This is a genomic window from Mycobacterium sp., assembly GCF_035506235.1.
Lineage (GTDB): Bacteria > Actinomycetota > Actinomycetes > Mycobacteriales > Mycobacteriaceae > Mycobacterium.
The window spans coordinates 1-22499 of the sequence record NZ_DATJPU010000311.1 but is presented as its reverse complement, the minus strand read 5'-3'; the positions used below and the strand labels follow the sequence as shown (position 1 = coordinate 22499).

General features: G+C 69.4%; 20 protein-coding genes and 2 pseudogenes. 17 read left to right on the top strand and 5 right to left on the bottom strand.

Annotation, left to right across the window (positions count from 1 at the left end):
• The 3 genes and pseudogenes from VMD50_RS28765 to VMD50_RS28755 all read right to left on the bottom strand — a co-directional run.
• Nucleotides 1-574: pseudogene (locus tag VMD50_RS28765) on the bottom strand (hypothetical protein); the annotation flags it as partial.
• Nucleotides 571-726, bottom strand: a complete 156-nt coding sequence (locus VMD50_RS28760) for a hypothetical protein (RefSeq protein WP_325433215.1) — start codon at nt 724-726, stop codon at nt 571-573. The pseudogene VMD50_RS28765 and the gene VMD50_RS28760, both read right to left, overlap by 4 nt.
• Before the next feature lie 147 nt (nt 727-873).
• On the bottom strand, nt 874-1629 hold the full coding sequence (locus tag VMD50_RS28755) for a sulfite exporter TauE/SafE family protein (RefSeq protein WP_325433213.1): 756 nt from the start codon (nt 1627-1629) through the stop codon (nt 874-876).
• Nucleotides 1630-1764: 135 nt separating this feature from the next.
• On the opposite strand from VMD50_RS28755, the gene dop reads away from it, so the two are divergent.
• The 11 genes from dop to VMD50_RS28700 all read left to right on the top strand — a co-directional run bounded on the left by dop (nt 1765) and on the right by VMD50_RS28700 (nt 13986).
• The gene (gene dop, locus VMD50_RS28750) at nt 1765-3273 is read left to right on the top strand and encodes a pup deamidase/depupylase (RefSeq protein ID WP_325433210.1); all 1509 of its coding nucleotides are present in this window, start codon (nt 1765-1767) and stop codon (nt 3271-3273) included.
• Nucleotides 3274-3378: 105 nt separating this feature from the next.
• Nucleotides 3379-3573 (top strand): ubiquitin-like protein Pup, encoded by a 195-nt coding sequence (locus tag VMD50_RS28745; protein WP_066913345.1) that lies wholly within the window; start codon nt 3379-3381, stop codon nt 3571-3573.
• Nucleotides 3570-4466 (top strand): proteasome subunit beta, encoded by an 897-nt coding sequence (prcB, locus tag VMD50_RS28740; protein ID WP_325433207.1) that lies wholly within the window; start codon nt 3570-3572, stop codon nt 4464-4466. The genes VMD50_RS28745 and prcB overlap by 4 nt, the downstream gene beginning before the upstream one ends.
• Nucleotides 4463-5236, top strand: a complete 774-nt coding sequence (gene prcA / locus VMD50_RS28735; RefSeq protein WP_325433205.1) for a proteasome subunit alpha — start codon at nt 4463-4465, stop codon at nt 5234-5236. Before prcB ends, prcA begins: the two co-directional genes overlap by 4 nt.
• A 160-nt stretch (nt 5237-5396) precedes the next feature.
• Entirely contained in the window at nt 5397-6755 is a 1359-nt protein-coding gene (pafA, locus tag VMD50_RS28730) for a Pup--protein ligase (RefSeq protein WP_142280085.1), read from the top strand.
• A 203-nt stretch (nt 6756-6958) separates the two neighbouring features.
• Nucleotides 6959-7960 (top strand): helix-turn-helix transcriptional regulator, encoded by a 1002-nt coding sequence (locus tag VMD50_RS28725; protein WP_325433201.1) that lies wholly within the window; start codon nt 6959-6961, stop codon nt 7958-7960.
• Nucleotides 7957-8922, top strand: a complete 966-nt coding sequence (locus VMD50_RS28720; protein WP_325433199.1) for a helix-turn-helix transcriptional regulator — start codon at nt 7957-7959, stop codon at nt 8920-8922. Before VMD50_RS28725 ends, VMD50_RS28720 begins: the two co-directional genes overlap by 4 nt.
• Nucleotides 8923-8993: 71 nt before the next feature.
• Nucleotides 8994-9257, top strand: coding sequence for a Sec-independent protein translocase subunit TatA (gene tatA, locus VMD50_RS28715; protein WP_325433197.1), 264 nt, complete (start codon nt 8994-8996; stop codon nt 9255-9257).
• Between the two features lie 51 nt (nt 9258-9308).
• Nucleotides 9309-10277: a twin-arginine translocase subunit TatC gene (gene tatC / locus VMD50_RS28710; RefSeq protein ID WP_325433195.1), complete on the top strand. Its 969-nt coding sequence runs from the start codon at nt 9309-9311 to the stop codon at nt 10275-10277.
• 90 nt (nt 10278-10367) lie between these two features.
• A complete protein-coding gene (locus tag VMD50_RS28705) occupies nt 10368-13157 on the top strand; it encodes a DEAD/DEAH box helicase (protein ID WP_325433217.1) in 2790 nt (929 codons plus the stop codon).
• 55 nt (nt 13158-13212) lie between these two features.
• The gene (locus VMD50_RS28700) at nt 13213-13986 is read left to right on the top strand and encodes a DUF4333 domain-containing protein (protein WP_325433193.1); all 774 of its coding nucleotides are present in this window, start codon (nt 13213-13215) and stop codon (nt 13984-13986) included.
• Nucleotides 13987-13989: 3 nt separating this feature from the next.
• On the opposite strand, the gene VMD50_RS28695 is transcribed toward VMD50_RS28700, so the two are convergent.
• Nucleotides 13990-14997 carry a 5'-3' exonuclease gene (locus tag VMD50_RS28695; RefSeq protein ID WP_325433191.1) on the bottom strand — a complete coding sequence of 336 codons (1008 nt, stop codon included), beginning with the start codon at nt 14995-14997 and terminating at the stop codon, nt 13990-13992.
• Nucleotides 14998-15092: 95 nt separating this feature from the next.
• Between VMD50_RS28695 and VMD50_RS28690 the strand changes: the two genes are divergently transcribed.
• From VMD50_RS28690 to VMD50_RS28665, 6 genes are all read left to right on the top strand, one after another.
• Nucleotides 15093-15359: a hypothetical protein gene (locus tag VMD50_RS28690; protein ID WP_325433189.1), complete on the top strand. Its 267-nt coding sequence runs from the start codon at nt 15093-15095 to the stop codon at nt 15357-15359.
• A gap of 118 nt (nt 15360-15477) precedes the next feature.
• Nucleotides 15478-15768 carry a hypothetical protein gene (locus VMD50_RS28685; protein WP_325433186.1) on the top strand — a complete coding sequence of 97 codons (291 nt, stop codon included), beginning with the start codon at nt 15478-15480 and terminating at the stop codon, nt 15766-15768.
• 83 nt (nt 15769-15851) lie between these two features.
• Nucleotides 15852-16979 (top strand): M24 family metallopeptidase, encoded by a 1128-nt coding sequence (locus VMD50_RS28680; protein WP_325433184.1) that lies wholly within the window; start codon nt 15852-15854, stop codon nt 16977-16979.
• A 35-nt stretch (nt 16980-17014) separates the two neighbouring features.
• The gene (locus VMD50_RS28675) at nt 17015-19291 is read left to right on the top strand and encodes an alpha/beta hydrolase-fold protein (RefSeq protein WP_325433182.1); all 2277 of its coding nucleotides are present in this window, start codon (nt 17015-17017) and stop codon (nt 19289-19291) included.
• 311 nt (nt 19292-19602) lie between these two features.
• A complete protein-coding gene (locus VMD50_RS28670; protein ID WP_325433180.1) occupies nt 19603-22071 on the top strand; it encodes an ADP-ribosyltransferase in 2469 nt (822 codons plus the stop codon).
• Between the two features lie 41 nt (nt 22072-22112).
• Nucleotides 22113-22328 (top strand): hypothetical protein, encoded by a 216-nt coding sequence (locus VMD50_RS28665; RefSeq protein WP_325433178.1) that lies wholly within the window; start codon nt 22113-22115, stop codon nt 22326-22328.
• Nucleotides 22329-22359: 31 nt separating this feature from the next.
• Here VMD50_RS28665 and VMD50_RS28660 read toward each other — a convergent pair.
• Nucleotides 22360-22499, bottom strand: a pseudogene (locus VMD50_RS28660) (F420-dependent biliverdin reductase); the annotation flags it as partial.

The window sequence follows — 22499 nt, the reverse complement described above, 5'->3', positions numbered from 1 at the left end:
CGACGTTGAGGCGTTCGGCCCGTGTCAGCGGCGCGCAGTCGGGGACGTCCGGCATGTCCGCAAAGGGCGTGCCGGCGAGCCGCTGACTGTCTTTGGGCAGCACCGCCAGCGTCGATCGCAACGCCGGCCTGGTCCGCTCCGCGGTGGCGGAGATGACGAAGGCCACGGCGATCGAGAGCAGAAAGGCGATCGCCAGCCCCAGCCGTTGCCCGCTGATCGTCTTGGCCATGATCCAGACATAGCTGTTGAAGAAGACCAAGGCCGTCAGCAGCACAACCGGCAGGGCGCGGACGACCAGCGCCCCCACGGTCGCGAGGTGCGAGAGCATCATGCGCACCGCCCATCCGACGACCGATCCGGCACCACAGCCGGTCAGGATCAACACCGCGGCCACGACGACGGCCTCTTGAGCCAGTTCGGTGGGTCCGCCCACCGTGATCCCGACGCATGCCACCACGATCACCGCGATCGTCGCCACGCCCGCGCGGGTCCGCCCGCTTCGTGACCGCGACACCAGCCAGCCGACGACGCCCATCAGCGGGAGCGCGAGCCCGACTATGCCCAGCATGATCATTGCGAGGTCGTCGGCTGCCCGGTGATCTCGACGTCGTGGCCGCCGGTGATCAGGTAGATCGGCAGCACGCAGGCCTGCAAAGCCCCGTACGCCGCCAGCATGGGGGCCGACCGCGGCCAGAGCCGTCGCCACCGGGACCGCCGGGTGAGCACCGAGGGTAAACCCCGCGCGAGGAACCACCTTTCTGCCCCATATCCGGGAGAAGCTCGCGCCGTCCCCGGCCGACGTCGGAGAGATGGGCCCATGCGGGCTCACCCTAGCTATTGGCGGGCACGGCTCCCTCGCTGAACGACGCTGAGTCAGGTGACCAGCCGGTAGAGGGTGAACGCCGCCCCGCTCACGATCAGAAACCAGCCGAAGGCCGCCTGCAGCCGCTTGACGGCCACCCGTTGTGCCCACATCGCTGTGACGGCGCTGGCCGGGGCAGCCCCGAGCGCGACGGCCGCGGCTACCGACCAATCAATGTGTCCGAGCGCCCAGTGCGTCGCCGTCGCCGGTATGGCCAGCACTGCGATCACTGCAAGGCTGGTCCCAGAAGCCTGTGCCATGGTCAGGCCGAACAGGAGCAAAAACATTGGGACAAGGAGGAACCCGCCGCCGTTGGCGAGCAGACCGGTGAAAAGCCCAACGCCCGCGGAGACGGCGACAAGCATCGGACGGTTTTTGCGCCGCGTCTCGCCGATACGCTGGGCGCGGTCGGAAACCGGGCGGAGCACCCTGATGCCAACGACGATCAGCGCTACACCGGAGGCGATCAGAAGCGGGCCACCGCCGACGAGGTGTGCCAGCATCGCGCCGGCCACGGCGGCTGGAACGGCGCCCACCAATGACCACAAGGCTGCGCGTGGGCGGACATTGCCCTGGCGCAGGTAGGGCCACAGGGCCGCCGCGGCCGTCGCCAGCGTCGCGGGAAGTGGCGACGCGACCGCCATCAGACCGGGCACGCCCAGTAACGACAGCAGCGGCGTCGCCAATGAGGAGCCTCCGACGCCAAACAAACCGCTCAAACCGCCGAGCAGGGCACCCACAGCGACGAACGCGGGCCAGGGCGCCACGACTGAAACACTAACCGGGCTATCGGTAGAGCGGTGCGCGGACCGGGCCGCATCGTCGCTCTCACCGCTTGGCGGCTGGGTCTCGAGATCACCCCTCTTCGCGGACTACATCTCCACCGGGCCTATCTTGAAGTAATGCAAAGGATTATCGGGACGGAGGTCGAGTACGGCATCTCGTCGCCGTCGGACCCGACCGCCAACCCGATCCTCACCTCGACCCAGGCGGTGCTGGCCTACGCGGCCGCCGCCGGCATCCAGCGCGCCAAGCGGACCCGCTGGGACTACGAGGTGGAATCGCCGCTGCGCGACGCCCGCGGCTTTGACCTGAGCCGCTCGGCCGGGCCGCCGCCGGTGGTCGACGCCGACGAGGTCGGCGCGGCCAACATGATCCTGACCAACGGCGCGAGGCTCTACGTCGACCACGCCCACCCGGAATACTCCGCGCCCGAGTGCACCGACCCGCTGGACGCGGTGATCTGGGACAAGGCCGGCGAGCGGGTGATGGAGGCCGCCGCGCGGCACGTCGCCAGCGTGCCCGGCGCCGCGAAACTGCAGCTCTACAAGAACAACGTCGACGGCAAAGGCGCCTCCTACGGGTCCCACGAGAACTACCTGATGTCGCGGCAGACACCCTTCTCGGCGATCATCGCCGGGCTGACTCCTTTCCTGGTGTCCCGGCAGGTGGTCACCGGGTCGGGTCGGGTCGGCATCGGCCCGGCCGGCGACGAGCCCGGCTTCCAGCTGTCCCAGCGCTCCGACTACATCGAGGTCGAGGTCGGGCTGGAGACCACGCTCAAGCGCGGCATCATCAACACCCGCGACGAACCCCACGCCGACGCCGACCGGTACCGCCGGCTACACGTGATCATCGGCGACGCCAACCTCGCCGAGACGTCGACCTATCTGAAGCTGGGCACCACGGCGCTGGTCCTCGACCTGATCGAGGAGGGCCCCGGGCACGGGATAGACCTCACCGACCTGGCGTTGGCGCGCCCGGTCCACGCCGTCCACGCCATCAGCCGCGATCCGTCGCTGCGGGTCGCGGTGGCCCTGGCGGACGGCCGCGAACTGACCGCCCTTGCGCTGCAACGGATCTACCTCGACCGGGTGGCCAAGCTGGTCGACAGCCGCGACCCCGACCCGCGCGCCGCCGACGTCGTCGAGACCTGGGCCGACGTGCTCGACAAGCTGGAGCGCGACCCGATGGACTGCGCCGAGTTGCTGGACTGGCCGGCCAAGCTGCGGCTGCTGGAGGGTTTCCGGCAGCGCGAAAATCTGAGCTGGTCGGCGCCTCGGCTGCACCTGGTCGACCTGCAGTACTCCGACGTTCGGCTGGACAAGGGCCTGTACAACAGGCTGGTCGCGCGCGGTTCGATGAAGCGCCTGGTCACGGAGCACCAGGTGCTCGACGCCGTCGACAACCCGCCGACGGACACGCGCGCCTACTTCCGCGGTGAGTGCCTGCGCCGGTTCGGCGCCGACATCGCCGCGGCCAGCTGGGATTCGGTTATTTTCGACCTCGGCGGGGACTCGCTGGTGCGCATCCCGACGCTTGAGCCGCTGCGCGGCAGCAAGGCGCACGTCGGGGCGTTATTGGACTCGGTGGACAGCGCGGTGGAACTGGTGGAACAACTGACCAGCTGACGGGCGTTAGACCGGGAAACGTCGGCGTTGACCGGTACTGTAGAGAAGACCAAGCGGGCGCGTGACTTGGGTTAACACGAGCCGATGACTAAGCAGGAGGCGGCGATGGCTCAGGAGCAGACCAAGCGTGGTGGTGGCGGCGGCGATGAAGACGACTTCGCCGACGGCACGGCCGCGGGCCAGGAGCGTCGCGAGAAGTTGGCCGAAGACACCGACGACCTGCTCGACGAGATTGACGACGTCCTTGAGGAAAACGCCGAGGATTTTGTCCGCGCGTATGTCCAAAAGGGCGGACAGTGACCTGGCCTTTTACCGATCGCCTGTCCACTAACTCCCCGCTCCCCGGGACTCCGGGTATAGACCTGTCCTCGTTTGCCGACCTCCTCCGCCGCCAGGCGCCGGAGTTGCTGCCGGCGAGCCTGGGCGGCGGCGCGCACGCCGCCGCCGCGGGGGGCGCCAGTGCCCAGCTGCCGCACGGGACGACCATCGTCGCGTTGAAATACCCCGGCGGCGTCCTCATCGCGGGCGACCGGCGCTCGACCCAGGGCAACATGATCGCCGGGCGCGACGTGAAGAAGGTGTACATCACCGACGACTACACCGCGACCGGCATCGCCGGCACCGCCGCGATCGCCGTCGAGTTCGCTCGCCTCTACGCGGTGGAACTCGAGCACTACGAGAAGCTCGAGGGGGTGCCGCTAACGTTCGCCGGCAAGGTCAACCGGCTCGCGATCATGGTGCGCGGGAACCTCGCGGCGGCGATGCAAGGGCTGGTCGCCCTGCCGCTGCTGGCGGGGTACGACATCCACGCGGCGGACCCCGAAAGTGCGGGCCGCATCGTCTCGTTCGACGCCGCCGGCGGCTGGAACATCGAGGAAGAGGGCTACCAGGCGGTGGGGTCCGGCTCGATCTTCGCCAAATCGTCGATGAAAAAGCTGTATGCGCAAGTCACCGACGTCAATTCGGCGGTGCGGGTGGCCGTGGAGGCGCTCTACGACGCCGCCGACGACGACTCCGCAACCGGCGGACCGGATCTGGTCCGCGGCATCTTCCCGACCGCGGTCACCATCGGCGCCGAGGGTGCGGCGGAGGTGCCGGAGAGCCGCATCGCGGAACTCGCTCGTGAAGTCATCGAAAGCCGTTCGCGCGCAGACACTTTCGGTCCCGACGCCGAGCCGCGGGGTGACAAGTGAGCTTTCCGTATTTCATCTCGCCCGAGCAGGCGATGCGCGAGCGCAGCGAGCTCGCGCGCAAGGGCATCGCGCGGGGGCGCAGCGTGGTGGCGCTGGCGTATGCCGATGGCGTGTTGTTCGTCGCGGAGAACCCGTCGCGGTCCCTGCAAAAGATCAGCGAGATCTACGATCGCGTGGGCTTTGCGGCCGCGGGCAAGTTCAACGAATTCGACAACCTGCGCCGTGGCGGAATCCAGTTCGCCGACACCCGCGGCTACGCCTACGACCGCCGCGACGTCACCGGCAGGCAACTGGCCAACGTCTACGCGCAGACGCTGGGCACCATCTTCACCGAGCAGGCCAAGCCGTACGAGGTCGAGTTGTGCGTCGCGGAGGTCGCCCACTACGGCGAGACGAAACCGCCCGAGCTGTACCGGATTCTCTACGACGGGTCGATCGCCGACGAGCCGCACTTTGTGGTGATGGGCGGGACCACCGAGCCGATCACCACCGCGCTCAAGGAGTCCTACGCCGAAAACGCCGACCTTCGCGAGGCTTTGGGGATTGCCGTCGCGGCCCTGCGGGCGGGCAGCGCGGAGGCGTCCAACGGCGATCAGCCGTCCGTCGACGTGAGCAGCCTGGAGGTCGCCGTCCTGGACGCCAACCGGCCCCGGCGGGCGTTTCGGCGGATCAACCGGCCCGCCCTGGAGAGCATGCTGCAGGAGCTCGACAAAAAGGGCTCGAAATCCAAGGGCAAAGCTGCCGATCCGGACGAGAAATCCAAGGACTAGATCCCCCGGCCCGGCGGCCCGGGCGCGCTGGGGCTGATGGTGCCCGTGGGACCGGTGAGTTTTGTCGCTCGACGGTCCCGGCGGGATCTGATCCCGTTAATAACATCCCTGGGCGCGGCTTCCTCACCTTCGCGGTCGGACAACCAGTACCCTCAATTACGTGCAGCGACGAATTATGGGCATCGAGACCGAGTTCGGTGTCACCTGCACGTTCCACGGCCACCGCCGCCTGTCTCCGGACGAGGTCGCGCGGTACCTGTTCCGCCGGGTGGTGTCGTGGGGCCGCAGTTCCAACGTTTTCTTGCGCAACGGTGCCCGCCTCTATCTCGATGTCGGCAGCCACCCCGAGTACGCCACCGCCGAGTGCGACAGCCTGGTGCAGCTGGTCACCCACGACCGGGCCGGCGAGTGGGTGCTCGAGGATCTGCTCGTCGACGCGGAGCAGCGGCTCGCCGACGAGGGCATCGGCGGCGACATCTACCTGTTCAAGAACAACACCGACTCGGCGGGCAACTCCTACGGCTGCCACGAGAACTACCTGATCGTGCGGGCCGGCGAGTTCTCCCGGATCTCCGATGTGCTCCTGCCGTTCCTGGTCACCCGCCAGCTGATCTGCGGGGCCGGCAAGGTGCTGCAGACCCCCAAGGCCGCGACGTTCTGCCTTTCCCAGCGCGCCGAGCACATCTGGGAGGGCGTCTCCTCGGCCACCACGCGCAGCCGCCCGATCATCAACACCCGCGACGAGCCGCACGCCGACGCCGAGAAATACCGCCGGCTGCACGTCATCGTCGGTGACTCCAACATGTGCGAGACGACCACCATGCTCAAGGTCGGCACCGCCGCGCTGGTCCTGGAGATGATCGAGGCCGGCGTTCCGTTCCGGGACTTCTCGCTGGACAACCCCATCCGCGCCATCCGCGAGGTCAGCCACGACATCACCGGCCGGCGGCCGGTCCGGCTGGCGGGCGGGCGTCAGGCCAGCGCGCTGGACATCCAGCGCGAGTACTACAGCCGCGCCGTCGAGCACCTGCAGACCCGGGAGCCCAACGCGCAGATCGAGCAGGTCGTCGACCTGTGGGGCCGCCAGCTCGACGCCGTCGAGAGCCAGGATTTCGCCAAGGTGGACACCGAAATCGACTGGGTGATCAAGCGCAAGCTGTTCCAGCGCTACCAGGACCGCTACAACATGGAGCTGTCCGACCCCAAGATCGCCCAGCTGGACCTGGCCTACCACGACATCAAGCGCGGACGCGGCGTCTTCGATCTGCTGCAGCGCAAGGGCCTGGCCGCGCGCGTGACCACCGACGAGGACATCGCCGAGGCCGTCGACCACCCGCCGCAGACCACCCGCGCGCGGCTGCGCGGGGAGTTCATCAGCGCCGCGCAGGCCGCGGGCCGCGACTTCACCGTCGACTGGGTGCACCTGAAGCTCAACGACCAGGCGCAGCGCACGGTGCTGTGCAAGGACCCGTTCCGCGCCGTCGACGAGCGGGTCAAGCGGCTGATCGCGAGCATGTAGCGTCGCGGCCGCCTGGTCGCATCGGCCACACCGGCCCCCGCCTTGGTCGCCCACGCTGAAGTCGCGAACGTGGTAGCGCGGGCGCTACCACGTTTTCAAAGGCAGTGGTGCCCGCCAGCCCGTGACTGATGTTGCCATTGTGAATGTTGCGACTCGCCGGCCGGTGCAGGCGCGGGACGGGCGCCGGTTATAACCTGGTGCGAATGGCGATCTCGAAAGTCGAGCGGTTGGTCAACCTCGTCATCGCTCTGCTGTCCACCCGCGGCTACATCACCGCCGAAAAGATCCGGTCCAGCGTCGCCGGCTATGCCGACAGCCCCAGCGCCGAGGCGTTCTCGCGGATGTTCGAGCGCGACAAGAACGAATTGCGTGACCTCGGCATCCCCCTCGAGGTTGGCCGGGTGTCGGTCACCGACCCCACCGAGGGCTACCGGATCAACCGCGACGCCTACGCGCTGCCGCCGGTGGGGCTGACCCCGGACGAGGCGGCCGCGGTGGCCGTCGCCACGCAGCTGTGGGAGTCACCCGAACTGATCACCGCAACCCAGGGCGCCTTGCTCAAGCTGCGCGCCGCCGGCGTGGATGTCGACCCGTTTGATGCGGGAGCGCCGGTCGCCATCGCGTCCCCGGCCGGGGTTCCGGGCCTGCGCGGGTCGGAGGACGTCCTGGGGATCCTGCTGTCCGCGATCGATTCCCGCCAGGCGGTGCAGTTCCGGCACCGGCCGTCGCGGGCGGAGCCCTACACCGCGCGCACCGTCGAGCCGTGGGGCGTGGTCACCGAGAAGGGCCGCTGGTATCTGGTCGGCCACGACCGCGACCGCGACGCGACCCGCACCTTCCGGCTGTCCCGGATCGGCGCGGACGTCACCCCGATCGGGCCGCCCGGCGCCGTCACCGTGCCCGACGGCCTCGACCTGCGCAAGATCGTGGCCCAGACGGTCACCGAGTGGCCGGCCGGGGGACAGGCCCGGGTCTGGGTCGCCGACGGACGGGCCACCGCGCTGCGGCGCGCCGGGAGGCCCATAGCCGCGCGGGAGCTGGCCGGCCGCCGCGGCGAGGTGATCGAACTCGACATCGCATCCGCCGACCAGCTGGCGCGCGACATCGCCGGTTACGGGCCCGACGCCGTCGCGCTCGAGCCGCAATCCTTGCGCGACGACGTGCTGGCCCGGTTGCGGTCGCACGTGGGGATGAGCCGCAGATGACGCCCGTGTCCACCCGGTTGATCCGGCTGCTCAACATGGTGCCGTATTTCCAGGCCAATCCGAAGGTCACCCGGGCCAAGGCCGCCGCGGACCTGGGGGTGTCCGCCAAGCAGCTGGAGGAGGACCTCAACCAGCTGTGGATGTGCGGTCTGCCCGGCTACTACCCGGGTGACCTCATCGATTTCGAGTTCTCCGGCGACACCATCGAGGTGACGTTCTCGGCGGGCATCGACCGGCCGCTCAAGCTCACCTCGCCGGAGGCGACGGGCCTGCTGGTGGCGCTGCGGGCGCTGGCCGACATTCCGGGCGTGGTCGATCCGGAAGCGGCGCGCAGCGCGATCGCCAAGATCGAGGCGGCCGCCGGCGCCGTCGGGCAGGACGTCACGGCGGCCGCCGCCGACGAGCCCGCCCCCGTCGAGAGCCGGGCCGCCGCCGCGGTGCGCACCGCCGTGCAGTACCAGCACGCGCTGGCGATCGACTACTACTCCGCCTCGCACGACACCCTGACCAGCCGGATCGTCGACCCCATTCGCGTCCTGCTGATCGGCGGCCACAGCTACCTGGAGGCATGGTCGCGGGAGGCCGAAGGGGTTCGGCTGTTCCGTTTCGACCGGATCGTCGACGCCACCGAGCTGGGCGAGCCGGCCGCCGCCCCTGAGCCGGCGCGCCACGCGCCGCCGGACACGTCGTTGTTCGACGGCGATCCGGCGCTCCCGTCGGCCAGGCTGTGGGTCGCGCCGGCGGCCTCCTGGATGTTCGAGTACTACCCGATGCGGGAGGTGCTCGAGCTGGCCGACGGATCGTGTGAGGCCGTCATGACCTATGCCTCCGAGGACTGGATGACGCGCCTGGTGCTGGGCTTCGGCTCGGCCGTGCGGGTGCTCGAACCCGAGTCGCTCGCCCAGCGTGTACGGGATGCGGCGGCCGCGGCCCTGGAGTCCTACCAGGCAGTGACCGCCTAAGGCCCGGCGCGGGCGCACCGGCACATCGCCGCGCTGCGGTAGCATCGGGTGGACGTCTGGAGGTAATCAAAGTGGGCAGTCTTAGTCCGTGGCACTGGGCGATTCTCGCCGTCGTAGTGATCCTGCTGTTCGGTGCCAAGAAGCTCCCCGATGCCGCGCGCTCGCTGGGCAAGTCGATGCGCATCTTCAAATCCGAGATGCGCGAAATGCAGACCGAAGGCAAGTCTGAAGCGCCTTCGATTGAAACCACGGCAACCCCTCAGCCCGTGCAGTCGCAGCGGGTCGACCCGCCGGCGGCCACCGAGCAGGGCCACACCGAAGCGCGCCCGGCGTAGCCGCGTCGCCGCGGTGCCCGAGCGCCACCGACGGAGCACTAAACGAGCATCGTGAAAGGTTTCAAGGTTTCAGCGCGCACCGCCGGCCTGCTGAAACGACTCAACCCTCGCAATAGGCGCAGCCGCACCAATCCGGACGCGACGATGTCGCTGGTCGACCACCTGACCGAGCTGCGCACCCGCCTGCTGATCTCACTGGCCGCGATCCTGCTCACCACGATCTTCGGGTTCGTCTGGTACTCGCACTCGATCTTCGGGCTGGAAAGCCTCGGGGATTGGCTGCGCCACCCGTACTGTTCCCTGCCGCAGTCCGCGCGGGCGGAGCTCAGCCCCAACGGCCAGTGCCGCCTGCTGGCCACGGCGCCGTTCGACCAGTTCATGCTGCGGCTCAAGGTCGGGATGACGGCCGGGATCGTGCTGGCCTGCCCGGTGTGGTTCTACCAGCTGTGGGCGTTCATCACACCCGGGCTCTACCAGAAGGAGCGCCGCTTCGCGATCGCGTTCGTGGTGCCCGCGGCGGTGCTGTTCGTCGTCGGCGCCGTGCTGGCCTACTTCGTGCTGTCCAAGGCGCTGGGCTTCCTGCTGACCGTCGGCAGCGACGTCCAGGTGACCGCGCTGTCCGGGGACCGCTATTTCGGCTTTTTGATCAACCTGCTGGTGGTGTTCGGGGTCAGCTTCGAGTTCCCGCTGCTGATCGTCATGCTCAACATGACGGGCATGCTGACCTACCAGCGGCTCAAGTCGTGGCGGCGCGGGCTGATCTTCGGCATGTTCGCCTTCGCGGCGATCTTCACGCCCGGATCCGACCCGTTCTCGATGACGGCGCTCGGGGTGGCGCTGTCGGTGCTCCTCGAGTTCGCCATTCAGATCGCGCGGCTGCACGACCGGCGCAAGGCCAAGCGGGAAGCCCAGGTCGCCATTCCCGACGACGAAGCCTCGGTCATCGAGCCGCCCGCACCGATCACCGAGCCGGTGCCCGAGCCCTCGTTCACCGCCGGTCAACATGACGATGTCACCTGAGTCTCGGCCCGCTCGCAAGAGCGCATATTTGTGCCACGACACGCCGTATTTCATGTGCATTTGCGCACCCTGGCGCACTCGGGCGACGGCGTGACCGAACTACCCGAGCTGGCCCGGTTCGCCGCGGAACTGCGCTTCACGCTCGACGACTTTCAGCGGCAGGCGTGCGCGGCGCTGGAACGGGGCCACGGCGTGCTGGTGTGCGCGCCGACCGGCGCCGGCAAAACGGTGGTCGGCGAATTCGCCGTGCACCTGGCGCTGGCCTCGGGCGGCAAATGCTTTTACACCACGCCGCTCAAGGCCCTGAGCAACCAGAAGCACACCGACCTGACGGAACGCTACGGCCGCAACCGGATCGGGCTGCTGACCGGCGACATGTCGGTGAACGGGGACGCGCCCGTCGTGGTGATGACCACCGAAGTGCTGCGCAACATGCTCTATGCCGATTCGCCTGCGCTGCAAGGGCTTTCGTACGTGGTGATGGACGAGGTGCATTTCCTGGCCGACCGGATGCGGGGACCGGTGTGGGAGGAGGTGATCCTGCACCTGCCCGACGAGGTGCGGCTGGTCAGCCTCTCGGCGACGGTGAGCAACGCCGAGGAGTTCGGCGGCTGGATCCAGACGGTCCGCGGCGACACGACCGTGGTGGTCGACGAGCACCGGCCCGTTCCGCTGTGGCAACACGTCCTGGTCGGCAAGCGCCTGTTCGACCTGTTCGACTACCGGAACGCCGACGAACCAGGCGCTAAACGCGAGCCCCGCGTCGACCCGGACCTGCTGCGCCAGATCGCCCATCGCCGCGAGGCGGACCGGATGTCGGACTGGCGTGCTCCCCGGCGGCAGGCCGGGAGAGGAGGAGCGGGACGCGCCGGCGCCGGCCGGCCGCGCTTCTACCGGCCGCCTGCCCGGCCGGAGGTGATCGCGATCCTCGACTCCCAGGGGCTGCTGCCGGCGATCACCTTCGTGTTCTCCCGGGCCGGTTGTGACGCCGCGGTGCAGCAGTGCCTGCGGTCACCGCTGCGGCTGACCACCGAGGAGGAGCGCGCCCAGATCGCCGAGGTGATCGACCACCGCTGCGGGGATCTGGCCGACGACGACCTGGCCGTGCTCGGCTATTACGAGTGGCGCGAGGGGCTGCTGCGCGGTCTGGCGGCCCACCACGCCGGGATGCTGCCGGCGTTCCGCCACACCGTCGAGGAGCTGTTCACCGCCGGCCTGGTCAAGGCGGTGTTCGCCACCGAAACGCTGGCGCTGGGCATCAACATGCCCGCACGCACCGTGGTGCTCGAGCGGCTGGTGAAGTTCAACGGTGAGCAGCACGTGCCGCTGACGCCGGGGGAATACACGCAGCTGACCGGCCGCGCCGGCCGGCGCGGCATCGACGTCGAGGGCCACGCCGTGGTGCTCTGGAACCCCAGCGACGAGACCACCGAACCCTCCGCGGTCGCCGGCCTGGCCTCCACCCGCACCTTCCCGCTGCGCAGCTCGTTCGCCCCGTCGTACAACATGACGATCAACCTGGTGCACCAAATGGGCCCCGAGCAGGCGCATCAGCTGCTCGAGCGGTCGTTCGCCCAGTACCAGGCCGACCGCTCCGTCGTCGGCCTGGTCCGCGGCATCGAGCGCGGCGAACGGATGCTCGACGAGATCGCCGCCGAACTCGGCGGTCGCGACGCCCCGATCTTCGAATACGCCCGGCTGCGCGCGCGGATCTCGGAGCTGGAGCGCGCGCAGTCCCGCGCGTCGCGGCTGCAGCGGCGGCAGGCCACCACCGATGCGCTGGCCGCGCTGCGTCGCGGGGACATCATCACGATCACCCACGGACGGCGCGGCGGGCTGGCGGTGGTGCTGGAGTCGGCGCGCGACAGCTCCGACCCGCGCCCGCTTGTGCTCACCGAAAACCGTTGGGCGGGGCGGATTTCGTCGGCCGATTATTCGGGTGCGGCGGCGCCAGTGGGCTCGATGTCGTTGCCCAAGCGGGTCGAACACCGTCAGCCCCGGGTCCGCCGGGACCTGGCGTCGGCGCTGCGATCGGCCGCGGCCGGGCTGGCGGTTCCGGCCGCGCGCCGCAGCGGCCGCGGCGATGGCGACGGCGCGTTTCACGACCCCGAGCTGGCGTCGCTGCGGGCGGAGCTGCGCCGGCATCCCGCCCACAGCAGCCCGGGCCTCGAGACCCGGATGCGGGAGGCCGAGCGTTACCTGCGCATCGAACGCGACAACGCCCAACTCGAGAAGAAGGTAAGCGCCGCCACCAACTCGCTGGCCCGCACGTTCGACCGGATCGTCGGGCTGCTCACCGAACGCGGCTTCATCCAGGGTCCGGCCACCGATCCCCACGTCACCGACGACGGCAGGTTGCTGGCCCGCATCTACAGCGAAAGCGACCTGCTGGTGGCCGAATGCCTGCGCACCGGCGGTTGGTCGGGTTTGAAACCGGCCGAGCTGGCCGCGGTGGTGTCGGCGGTGATGTACGAGTCCCGGGGCGGCGACGGGCCCGGCGCCGCGCTGGCCGCCGAGGTGCCCACGCAGCGCTTGCGCCAGGCGCTGCAGCAGACGTCGCGGCTGTCGACCGCGCTGCGCGCCGACGAGCAGGCGCACCGCATCGCCCCGAGCCGCGAGCCCGACGACGGCTTCGTCAATGTCATCTACCGGTGGGCCCGGACCGGGGACCTGACCGCGGCGCTGGCCGTCGCCGACGCCCACCCGTCGGCCGGCGCCGGCGCCCCGCTGTCGGCGGGGGACTTCGTGCGGTGGTGCCGCCAGGTGCTCGACCTGTTGGACCAGGTGCGCAACGCCGCACCGGATCCCGAGCTGCGCGCCACCGCCAAGCGCGCCATCAACGACGTTCGGCGCGGCGTCGTTGCAGTTGACGCCGGGTAGGCTGGGCCCGAGCTACCGTTACAGGGCCAGCACACAAGGGAACTGAGGAGAGACGATGAGCGGACCGCAGGGATCGGAGCCGGGCCACGAGTGGCAACCGCCCGGTCAGGCCGGCGATCATTCATCGGAGCCCACCCAGGTGGCCCCGTCGCCCTGGCAACAGCAGCCGGGCCAGGACGCGACCTGGCAGGCCCCTGCCTACACGCCGGCCACGCCGCCCGCCGACTATCCGCAATACCAGCAGCCGGGGGAGCAGGCGTACCCGCAGCAGTACCCCCAGCAGCCCGGCTATGCCCAACCCGGGGGCCAACCCGATCAGTACGGGGCGCAGCCGCCCCAGTACGCCCAGCCCGGCCAGTACGGCCAGTACCCGCAGCCGGGCCAGTACGGTCAGTACGGTCAGCCCGGTCAGTACGGTCAGCCCGGCCAGTACGGTCAGCCCGGGCAATACCCGCAGCAGTACCCGCCCTACCCACAACAGCCCGCGAAGAAGCGCTCGACGGCGCTGATCGGCGGGGTGGCCGCCGCGATCGCCTTGCTGGTCGTCGCGGTCGTGCTGGTGCTCGGCTTCTGGGAGCCCGGGTTTTTCGTCACCACCAAGCTGGACGTCAACAAGGCTCAGGCGGGTGTCCAGCAGGTCCTCACCGATGAGACCAACGGCTACGGCGCCAAGAACGTCAAGGACGTCTCCTGCAACCACGGCCAAGACCCCGTCGTGAAGAAGGGCGGCACCTTCGACTGCGACGTCAGCATCGACGGCGCCAAGAAGCGCGTCACGGTGACCTTCCAGGACAACAAGGGCACCTACGAGGTCGGCCGGCCGCAGTAACGGTCAGCCGGGCAGCGCGTCCAGCGCCTTCTGCAGGCGGCCGATCGGGGAGCCGACGCCCAGCTCGGTCGCCAGCTCGGCGGTGCGTTTCGGGTGGGCGGCCGCCAGCGGCAGGGCGTCGGTGGGCGTCGACAGCGTGATCGGCGCGTCGGTGGCCACCCGCACCACCCGGTCGGCGGCCTCGATGTAGTCCGTTGCGGAAAGCAGTTTCCCCCTTAGACCCTTGGCCATCTTGGACTTCGGGTCCCGTGCGGCGGCCAGGATCTGTTCCAGCGAACCGTGCTGGGCCAGCAGGGTGGCTGCCGTCTTTTCGCCGACGCCGGGGACCCCGGGCAGCCCGTCGGACGGGTCGCCGCGCAGCAGCGCGAGTTCCGCGTAGGCCGGGCCCGCCCGTTCCCGCGGCACGCCGTAGGTCTCGGCCACCTCGGCCGGCCCGAACAGCGTGGCCTTGGTCAGCCCGCGGCCCAGGTAGAGCACCCGCACAGGGATGGGATCGTCGGCCACCACCTGCAGCAGGTCGCGGTCGCCGCTGACCACCACGACCGGATCGGTGCGCTCCCGCGCCGCCAGCGTGCCCAGCACGTCGTCGGCCTCGAAGCCTTCCGCTCCCGCCGTCGGGATACCGAACGCGTCGAGCAGCTCCATGATCATGTCGATCTGGGGCGTCAGGTCGTCGGGCACTTCCTCGATGTCGGGCTCGCCGCGGGGCTCGGCTTCGGCGACCCGGTGCGCCTTATAGGACGGGATGAGGTCCACGCGGAACTGCGGACGCCAATCGAGATCCAGGCATACCACCAGCCGGCCGGGCCGCTGCTGGGTGATCACGAGGGCCATCGAGTCGATGAACCCGCGCACGGCGTTGACGGGCCGGCCGTCGGGGGCGGTGATCGACGACGGCACCCCGAAGTACGAGCGGAACCACATGCTGGCGCCGTCGAGCAGTGCCAGTGGCGGATCGCCACGCGTCGGGCCCAGTGGCGATCGCAAGCGCGGCGAGCCGGGTGCGGGCATGCCGGCTATCTTGCCAGCGTCGCCGTCGACCGGTTAGCTGGGAACATGATGTCGTCCACAGCGGTTCGCGGGGTTACCCGCGCTGGATGGGTCTCATGACAAGGCCGGGCCGCCCCGCCAACCGGGCAGCTACGGCAGCGGTGGCCGGCAAGATCGTCGGCTCGGCGGTCGGGGGCGTGATCGGCGGTATTCGCGGAACCGCCAAGGGAATTCGCGACGGCTGGCGCGAGGGCAGTCTGTCGGTGGCGGGTCGACCGGGCCGGGCCTGGTGGCAGGGTGTCATCGGTGGTCTGCGCGGTGTCGGCACCGGAATCCGCGATGGCTGGGAGGCAGGCGGTCGGGCTCCCGGGGCACCGCGCTGACCTTTTGCATCGCCGAACGGGTCGCCGTTTCGCCTTCGTCGATCAGCGCGGCCTGCCTCGTTAAACTCACAGCCTATGCCTTCGACTGGGCGCTGAGAGAAGGGCTGGAGGGCTGACGATGAGCGCTGACGCGGTGTACTACCGGGCCGATATGCGCGGATTCAATCCCGGAGACCGGGCTACCCGCACCTTGGACCCGATGGACGAAAAGGAGTACACGTACGCGACGACCCGGCTCGACGTAGCGCGTGCGATTGCCGCTAAGCATTCGAATTTCTGCGTTTACCGTGTTCTGCTCGACGAGCCCATCGAAGCAGACCCCGACGCCGCCCAGGACAACCTCGGTGAATCCTTCGTGCGGGCCCCGTCGGGCGCCGTCTCGCGTGTCGTGGATGCGGAAGAAGCGTGAATTATCAACGCGCGAAACGGTTTTCGGAAATTGATCCGGCGAATCGCTGATGCCGGATCGGCGCGAATCGACGGAAGACCGACATGAGCTCTGACCGATTCGACGCAGACGTGTACGCGGGTCGGCTGGCCGCGGCGGCCGCGGCGACCGCCGAGGCCGGGCTGGCCGGCCTGGTGATAACCCCGGGCTGCGACCTGCGGTACCTCGTTGGCTCCCGCACCCAGACCCTCGAACGGCTCACCGCGCTGGTGTTGCCGGCCTCCGGCGACCCGACGGTCGTGGTGCCCCGGTTGGAGCTGGCCTCGCTCGAGGGCTCAGCCGTTGCGGAACTTGGCCTGGCCGTGCGGGATTGGGTCGACGGCGACGACCCCTACCGGCTGGTGGGCGCGGCTTTGGGCGGGGGCCCCGCCGCGACCGCCGTCACCGATTCCATGCCCGCGCTGCACCTGTTGCCGCTGGCCGAAGTGCTCGGCGTGCTGCCGGTGCTGGCCACCGACGTGCTGCGCGGGTTGCGGATGGTCAAGGAGGAATGCGAGATCGACGCGCTGCGCAAGGCCGGCGCGGCCATCGACCGGGTGCACGCCCGCGTGCCGGAGTTTCTGCGCCCCGGCCGCACCGAGGCCGACGTCGCCGCCGACATCGCCGAAGCGATTGTGGCCGAAGGGCATTCGGAGGTGGCCTTCATCATCGTCGGCTCCGGACCGCACGCGGCCGACCCTCATCACGGCTACTCGGATCGAGAACTGCGGGCCGGCGACATCGTCGTCGTCGACATCGGCGGCGCGTATGAGCCCGGCTACCACTCCGACTCGACCCGGACCTACAGCATCGGCGAGCCCATGCCCGATGTGGCGCAACGGTATTCGGTTCTGCAGCGGGCCCAGCGCGCGGCCCTGGCCGCCGTGCGTCCCGGCGTGACCGCCGAGCAGGTCGACGCCGCGGCCCGCGACGTGCTGGCCGAGGCCGGGCTGGCGGAGTTCTTCGTGCACCGAACCGGGCACGGCATCGGTCTGTCGGTTCATGAGGAGCCCTACATCGTCGTCGGCAACGATCTGCCCTTGGCCGCGGGCATGGCGTTCTCCATTGAGCCCGGCATCTACTTTCCCGGCCGGTGGGGCGCCCGGATCGAGGACATCGTCGTCGTCACCGAGGACGGCGCCCTGGCCGTCAACAACCGGCCGCACGAACTGATCGTGGTGCCCGCGCCCTAGCAGGCATGACGGCCCCGCCGCGTAGGTTGGGCCACGTGTCGATCCTGGACCTCACGCTGCTGCCGTTTCGCATCGCCCGTCATGTCGCCGGCGCCGTGCTGCACCCGGTTACGCCCGCGCCGGCGCCGCCCGCCGAGCTCGTCGTCGTCGACGGGATGCCCGAGGGCGTGCCACCGGCGGCGCGACGCCCCGAACCGTGGCTGCCGGTGCCGTCGGATTGGCCGTTCGGCGAGGAGTTTCCGCGCACCTGCGGCGCCGGCCGGCTCGCCGGGGGCGCCCTGTTCTGGACCGACTTCCTCTACGACGACCACGGCGCGACCGGCATCCCGGTCGGGGACCTGAAGATTCAGGCGCCGCCGCGCGGCACCTACGTCTATCCCGACGGTCCCGCCGCCGGCAACGGCGCCGACGTCTTCCGCGTCGCCATCGGGCTCACCGAAACCCACACATGGTGGCGCATCGACTGGAACACGCTGGTGGACGCCTCGGTGCCCATCGCGCTGTTCACCTTCGACACCGACCCCGCCCGCACCGCCGCCGCGGACTGGCCGGCCGGGGCGGGCGTGCGCTCGGAGGGCATCGACATGGCCCTGCTGGTGTCCGGGCGCGGCGCGGTGCTGATCGACCTGACCACGCGGGCCACCACGCCGGTCGCACACAGCGTCGACATGCAGTCGCGGTCGTTCCTGGCACCGGTCCCGCGGGCGGTGCTGGAACCGGCCGGAAGCTGGACCGTCCGGCTGGCCGCGGGGTTGGCCAACGCGACGGGTGACGGGTTCGCCGACGTGCCCGCCGAGCGCGGGGCGCTGCCCGGGCAACCCAACGTCTACAACCTCGCGTTCCGCACCCACGAGCAGGAGCCGCCGCACCTGAACTTCTGGTCGGATGCCGCGCAGGCCGCCGCCCTGACCCACGGCGACGTGTCCGCGTTCGCGGTGACGGTGCCGTGGGCTCGGCTCGCGGCCCGCGAAACCGAGCCGGAACCGGTCGTCACCGGCCCGACGACCCGCTGGTACGTGTCCTCGGTCGAGCTGGGACAGGGCATAGAAGGCGGGTTGGCCTCCTACGACATCCTGAGCACCAAGCCCCAGTTCCTCGGTCGCGTCCAGCCCTATTCGATCTGCCTGCCGTCCACCTACGCGCCGGGCCGGGCGCTGCCGCTGACGTTGTTGCTGCACTCGCTGGCGCTGGGCCAAAGCCAGTTTGCCGCGATCGATCCGCGCCTGTTGCACGAGGTCTGCGAGGGCCGTGACTCGGTGGTGGTCACGCCGCTGGCCCGGGGCCCGTCGAGCTGGTACTTCGACGCCGGGGAACTCGACGTGTGGGAGGTGTGGGCGCGGGTCGCCGAACAGCTAGGCACCGACCCGAATCGCACCGTCATCTCGGGCTATTCGATGGGCGGGTACGCGGCCTACAAGCTGGGGTTGAGCTACCCGCAGGTCTTCTCGCAGGCGGTCGTCCTGGCCGGGCCGCCGGCCTGCGGGGTGCGGCTGATCCCCGGCGTCGACATCCCGGCCGACCTCGACCCGGACTCGCCGTGCGCCCGCGAGGGCGATACCTGGAAGCTGCTGGTCAACGCGCGCTGGCTGCCGTACGTCATCGCCCATGGCCTGGTCGACGAGCTGGTGCCGTTCGCCTCGGCCGCCGAGCAGGTGCTCGAACTCGACCGGCTGGGCTACCGCCACCGGTTCACCGTCTACCCGCTCGAGGATCACATCGCGTGGGTGGTGCAGGACAAGTTCGAGGATCCGATCGCGCACATGGGAACGGCTCTGCGCCAAGCCGATCCGGGACACATCACGTTCGCGTGGTATCCGCAATTGGTGCGCGCCGATCTGGGCATCGGCCCGCATCAGGTGTGGTGGCTCTCGGAGCTGACCGCCGATCCGTCGGTGACGGCGCGGCGCGGGGCCGTGGCCGAAGTCGACGCGCGGTCATATGCCCGGCCGGACCCGACACACACGATTCGGCACCACCGTGGCATCATTCCGCACTTCGACCCGACGCCCGGCCTGTACAGCGAGCTGGACTGGCAGGTGGGGCGGCCCGTCGCCCCGCTGCCGTACCTGACGCTGCGGCTCACCGGGGTCGCCAGCGTCACGGTCGACGTCGCGCGCGCCGGGCTGGCCGGGCTGCCGTTGTCGACGATCACGATCGCCACCGACGTCGCCACGCGGATCACGCTGGTGGGGCTGCCCGCCGGGGTGGCGGTGCAGCTCGACGATCACCCGGCCGGGCCGACCGTGGCGGTACCCGCGGGACGGCACCGCATCACGTTGCGTGCCCCCTCCCTTCTTGGTTCGCGAGCGTAACCTCACTGCGAATTTCGGTTTGTGGCAGTGCCGTTAGGCTCGGCGCGAGCCGGAGGCACCCCGACTCGCCGCAGCCGTTTGGTGGCACGACTGGGTGAATAGCGACGGTCGGCGAGCTGGACGAGAATTCGGCCGTGGTTCCGTTGGTCGTCGATCCGCAGGCGCTGTTCGCCGTGGGCAGCGCCGTGATCGGCGCCGGCGACGGCCTGGCCGCCAACCTGACGGTGTTGACTGCGGGTTTTGCGGCCCACGCCGGCCTGGATGCGGCCGGCACGGTGTTCGGCCTGGCATATCAGGACGCGGGGGAGTCGGTGCTGCAGGCCGCGGCGGCCGCCGTCAACGCCTGCCGGCAGAGCGGGGCCCTGATACAGCAGGGCGCGGCGAACTATTCGCAGGCCGAAGCGGCCTCCACGCTGGGCGGCGGCGCCGGCGCGTTGCAGGCGCCGCCCGCGGAGGGCAAGGTCTCGGCGCCGGGGCCGCCCGGGACGTGGGGTCAGGGGCAGCCGCCACCGCTGCTGTGGGCGTTGGTGGAGTCGTTCGTCGACGACGCGTGGCCCGACGGCGACGTGGCCGGGCTGCATGCGGCCGCGGCTCGTTGGCGGGGCTTCGCCGGGGCGGCGGGCGGGATGCGGAGCGCGCTGAACGCCGCCAAGGCCCTGCTGGACGCGCATCAGATCCCCGAAGGCGAAAAGATCGGCGACGCGCTTTCGCGAATCGGTGACTGCATGGGCAAGATCGGCGAGGCGTCCGGAAAGCTGGCCACGGCCCTCGACAACTTCGCCAACGAGGTGGACGGCGCCCAGGACCACATCCGGGATCTGTTGCACCGGCTGGGGTCGCTATCAGACCTCGGGCACGACGTGATGTTGATCATCAAGGGCGACGCGCTCGACGAGATCAAGAGGATCGCCAAGGACATCAACGACGTGCTGCACGACCTGGGGCGCGAGGCCCGGGCCGCCGAGCAGGGAGTCAAGCTGGGTTTGCAGGTCGTCGACGGCTTGGTCGTCGAGCTGGAGAAGTACGTGCGCCGCGAGGCCACTCAGTTCTTGGGTGAAGCGGTCGGCAATCAGGTGGCCACCGCCTTCGACGTTTTTGCCAACGCCAACGAGGGGGCCTTGAAGGGTGCCGTCGGGATGGCGCTGGCCATCGGCGATCTCGACCCGCGGTGGTTCCTCCTCGACCCCCATGGTGCCGCCGAGACGTGGACGGGCATGGCGAAAGGCTTGTGGAAAGGAAGCCTGGTCAATCGCGTCAGCAACCCACAAGGGTTTGTCGAAGCGAACTGGCAGCAGCTCAAATCCCTTTTGCACCTTGATGATTGGAGTACCGCGCGGCCGGGACTGGGTTTCGGGGAAAACGCCTTCGATGCCGCCATGTTCTTCATTCCCGGCGCCGGTGAGGCCGGCGGGGCGGCGGACGCGGGCGGGGCGGCCGCGCGTGGAGCCGAGGCCGCGGAAGCCGCGGGCAGTGCAGGGCGCGCCGGTGCGGAGGCGGCCGGTGGGCTCGCGGGTGCCCGCGGCGCGTTGGCTGATATCGCCGGCACGGGTGGCGATCTGACCAAGAACCTCGAGGGCGTTGCCGGGAAGCTGCCCAAGATCGAGCCGCCGCCCGTGGGCGGCCGCCCGGTGGGTTTGCCGATCTCGAAGCCGCTGGAGGCGCCGGTCGAGCCGGCGCCCGCGCTGCCGGACGGGGCGCCAGGTGCGCACGAACCACCCCCTGAGCCGTCGACGGCTGCGCCTGCATCGGCTCCGGGCGGCCCGCATGATCCGGTGTCAACGCCCGGTGGCCCCCACGAGCCGGTGTCAGTGCCGGTGGACGGTCCTCATGATCCGATACCGGCTCCGCCGTTGGGTCCTCATGATCCGATACCGGCGACTACGCCGGCTTCGCATCCGCCGTCCGTTCCCGCAGCGGCGGCCGAACGCGTTCCGTCGACTATTCCGCAGCTGGCTGAGCATTCCTCTGGTCCGGTGTCGGTGTCGCCTGGCGGATCTCCCGTCGAACCCGCACCTGTCGCTGCGCACTCGCCGTCACCCGGCTCTGCGATGCCGCATTCCACGCCCCCGGGAGGTCGACCGCCTGAACTGCCAGCACCTGGTGGCCGCGGCTGGCACGGGCCTGCCGACGGCGTTCCGGCAGGGACTCACCCGCATGGAGGGCCACCACACCGTACTGGCCCGCACGAACCTGGTGAAGGCAATCCGCACGGTGGACGCCAACACAAACCGCCGCCCCACGACGACGCGCCTAAACCATCTGGCCACGGGATTGCCCACCATGACCTGGCCGACGGCGGCCACCATGAGAGCCTGAACGATAGGTTGACGTCGGATGATCTGTCGGCACTTGCCGACTACACTGGGTCCGGCTATCAGGACCTAAACGAAGCGTTAAGGAGCGGCGCTTTGGACGCGTCCCAACACGCTCGCGTGGAGGCTTTAAATAAGGCTCTGGAGAAGCTTCCCGCGTATCAAGGCCCAGTAATTCGTGGGACAAATCTTCCGCCTGAGGTGCTTGCTCAATATCGACCAGGCGAGGTTATTACAGAGGATGCTTTCCTAAGTACCACAACGAATCCGGCCGTGGCGCGGTCGCAGGTTTTTTCCGGTAATGTCGAGTTCAGGATTATGTCCAGCAGTGGGCGAGACATCTCGTCCGTTTCGATGTTCCCGGGCGAGCAAGAGATACTTTTTCCCGCTGGTACTCGATTTTATATACTAAGTAAGACAATGGATCCGGTGACGGGAAGAACGGTTATCCGCATGGCTGAACGCTAGATCGATGCGAGTCAGGGGAGCTAGACGATGGGAGTTCTACAGTGAGCAAGAGGATTGCAGGCAAGACTTTTTCTACGCCCGAAGAGGCAGGCGTCACTCCGCCCACCGAAGAGGAGTTGGCGCAAATACAAAAGCAATTTGATGAGTTTGAAGAGAAAATAAATGCCGTGGCACCGGAAGATCGTGTTACAGAAGTGTCACCTAAATTCTGGGATGACATTTCCGGTACCGAGTATGACCCTCGGCGCAAAAAGTAGCTGTTGACCTATCGGCTTGATCGAGCCCGCGCTACTCGCCCCGGTCCAACAAATCCGACGACCCCAGCACCCGCTCCACCTGCACCTCGATGACCACCCGTCGCGGGTTGGGCCGCGGGGTGCGGTAGCGCTGGGCATAGCGCAGCTCGGCGTCGCGGACGGCGTCGGCAT

Coding starts and splice junctions, on each gene's coding strand:
- VMD50_RS28680 (WP_325433184.1), top strand. CDS start 15,852: ATGAGCTCTGACCGATTCGACGCAGACGTGTACGCGGGTCGGCTGGCC.
- VMD50_RS28700 (WP_325433193.1), top strand. CDS start 13,213: ATGAGCGGACCGCAGGGATCGGAGCCGGGCCACGAGTGGCAACCGCCC.
- VMD50_RS28725 (WP_325433201.1), top strand. CDS start 6,959: ATGGCGATCTCGAAAGTCGAGCGGTTGGTCAACCTCGTCATCGCTCTG.
- VMD50_RS28720 (WP_325433199.1), top strand. CDS start 7,957: ATGACGCCCGTGTCCACCCGGTTGATCCGGCTGCTCAACATGGTGCCG.
- VMD50_RS28685 (WP_325433186.1), top strand. CDS start 15,478: ATGAGCGCTGACGCGGTGTACTACCGGGCCGATATGCGCGGATTCAAT.
- dop (WP_325433210.1), top strand. CDS start 1,765: ATGCAAAGGATTATCGGGACGGAGGTCGAGTACGGCATCTCGTCGCCG.
- VMD50_RS28690 (WP_325433189.1), top strand. CDS start 15,093: ATGACAAGGCCGGGCCGCCCCGCCAACCGGGCAGCTACGGCAGCGGTG.
- VMD50_RS28695 (WP_325433191.1), bottom strand. CDS start 14,997: ATGCCCGCACCCGGCTCGCCGCGCTTGCGATCGCCACTGGGCCCGACG.
- VMD50_RS28745 (WP_066913345.1), top strand. CDS start 3,379: ATGGCTCAGGAGCAGACCAAGCGTGGTGGTGGCGGCGGCGATGAAGAC.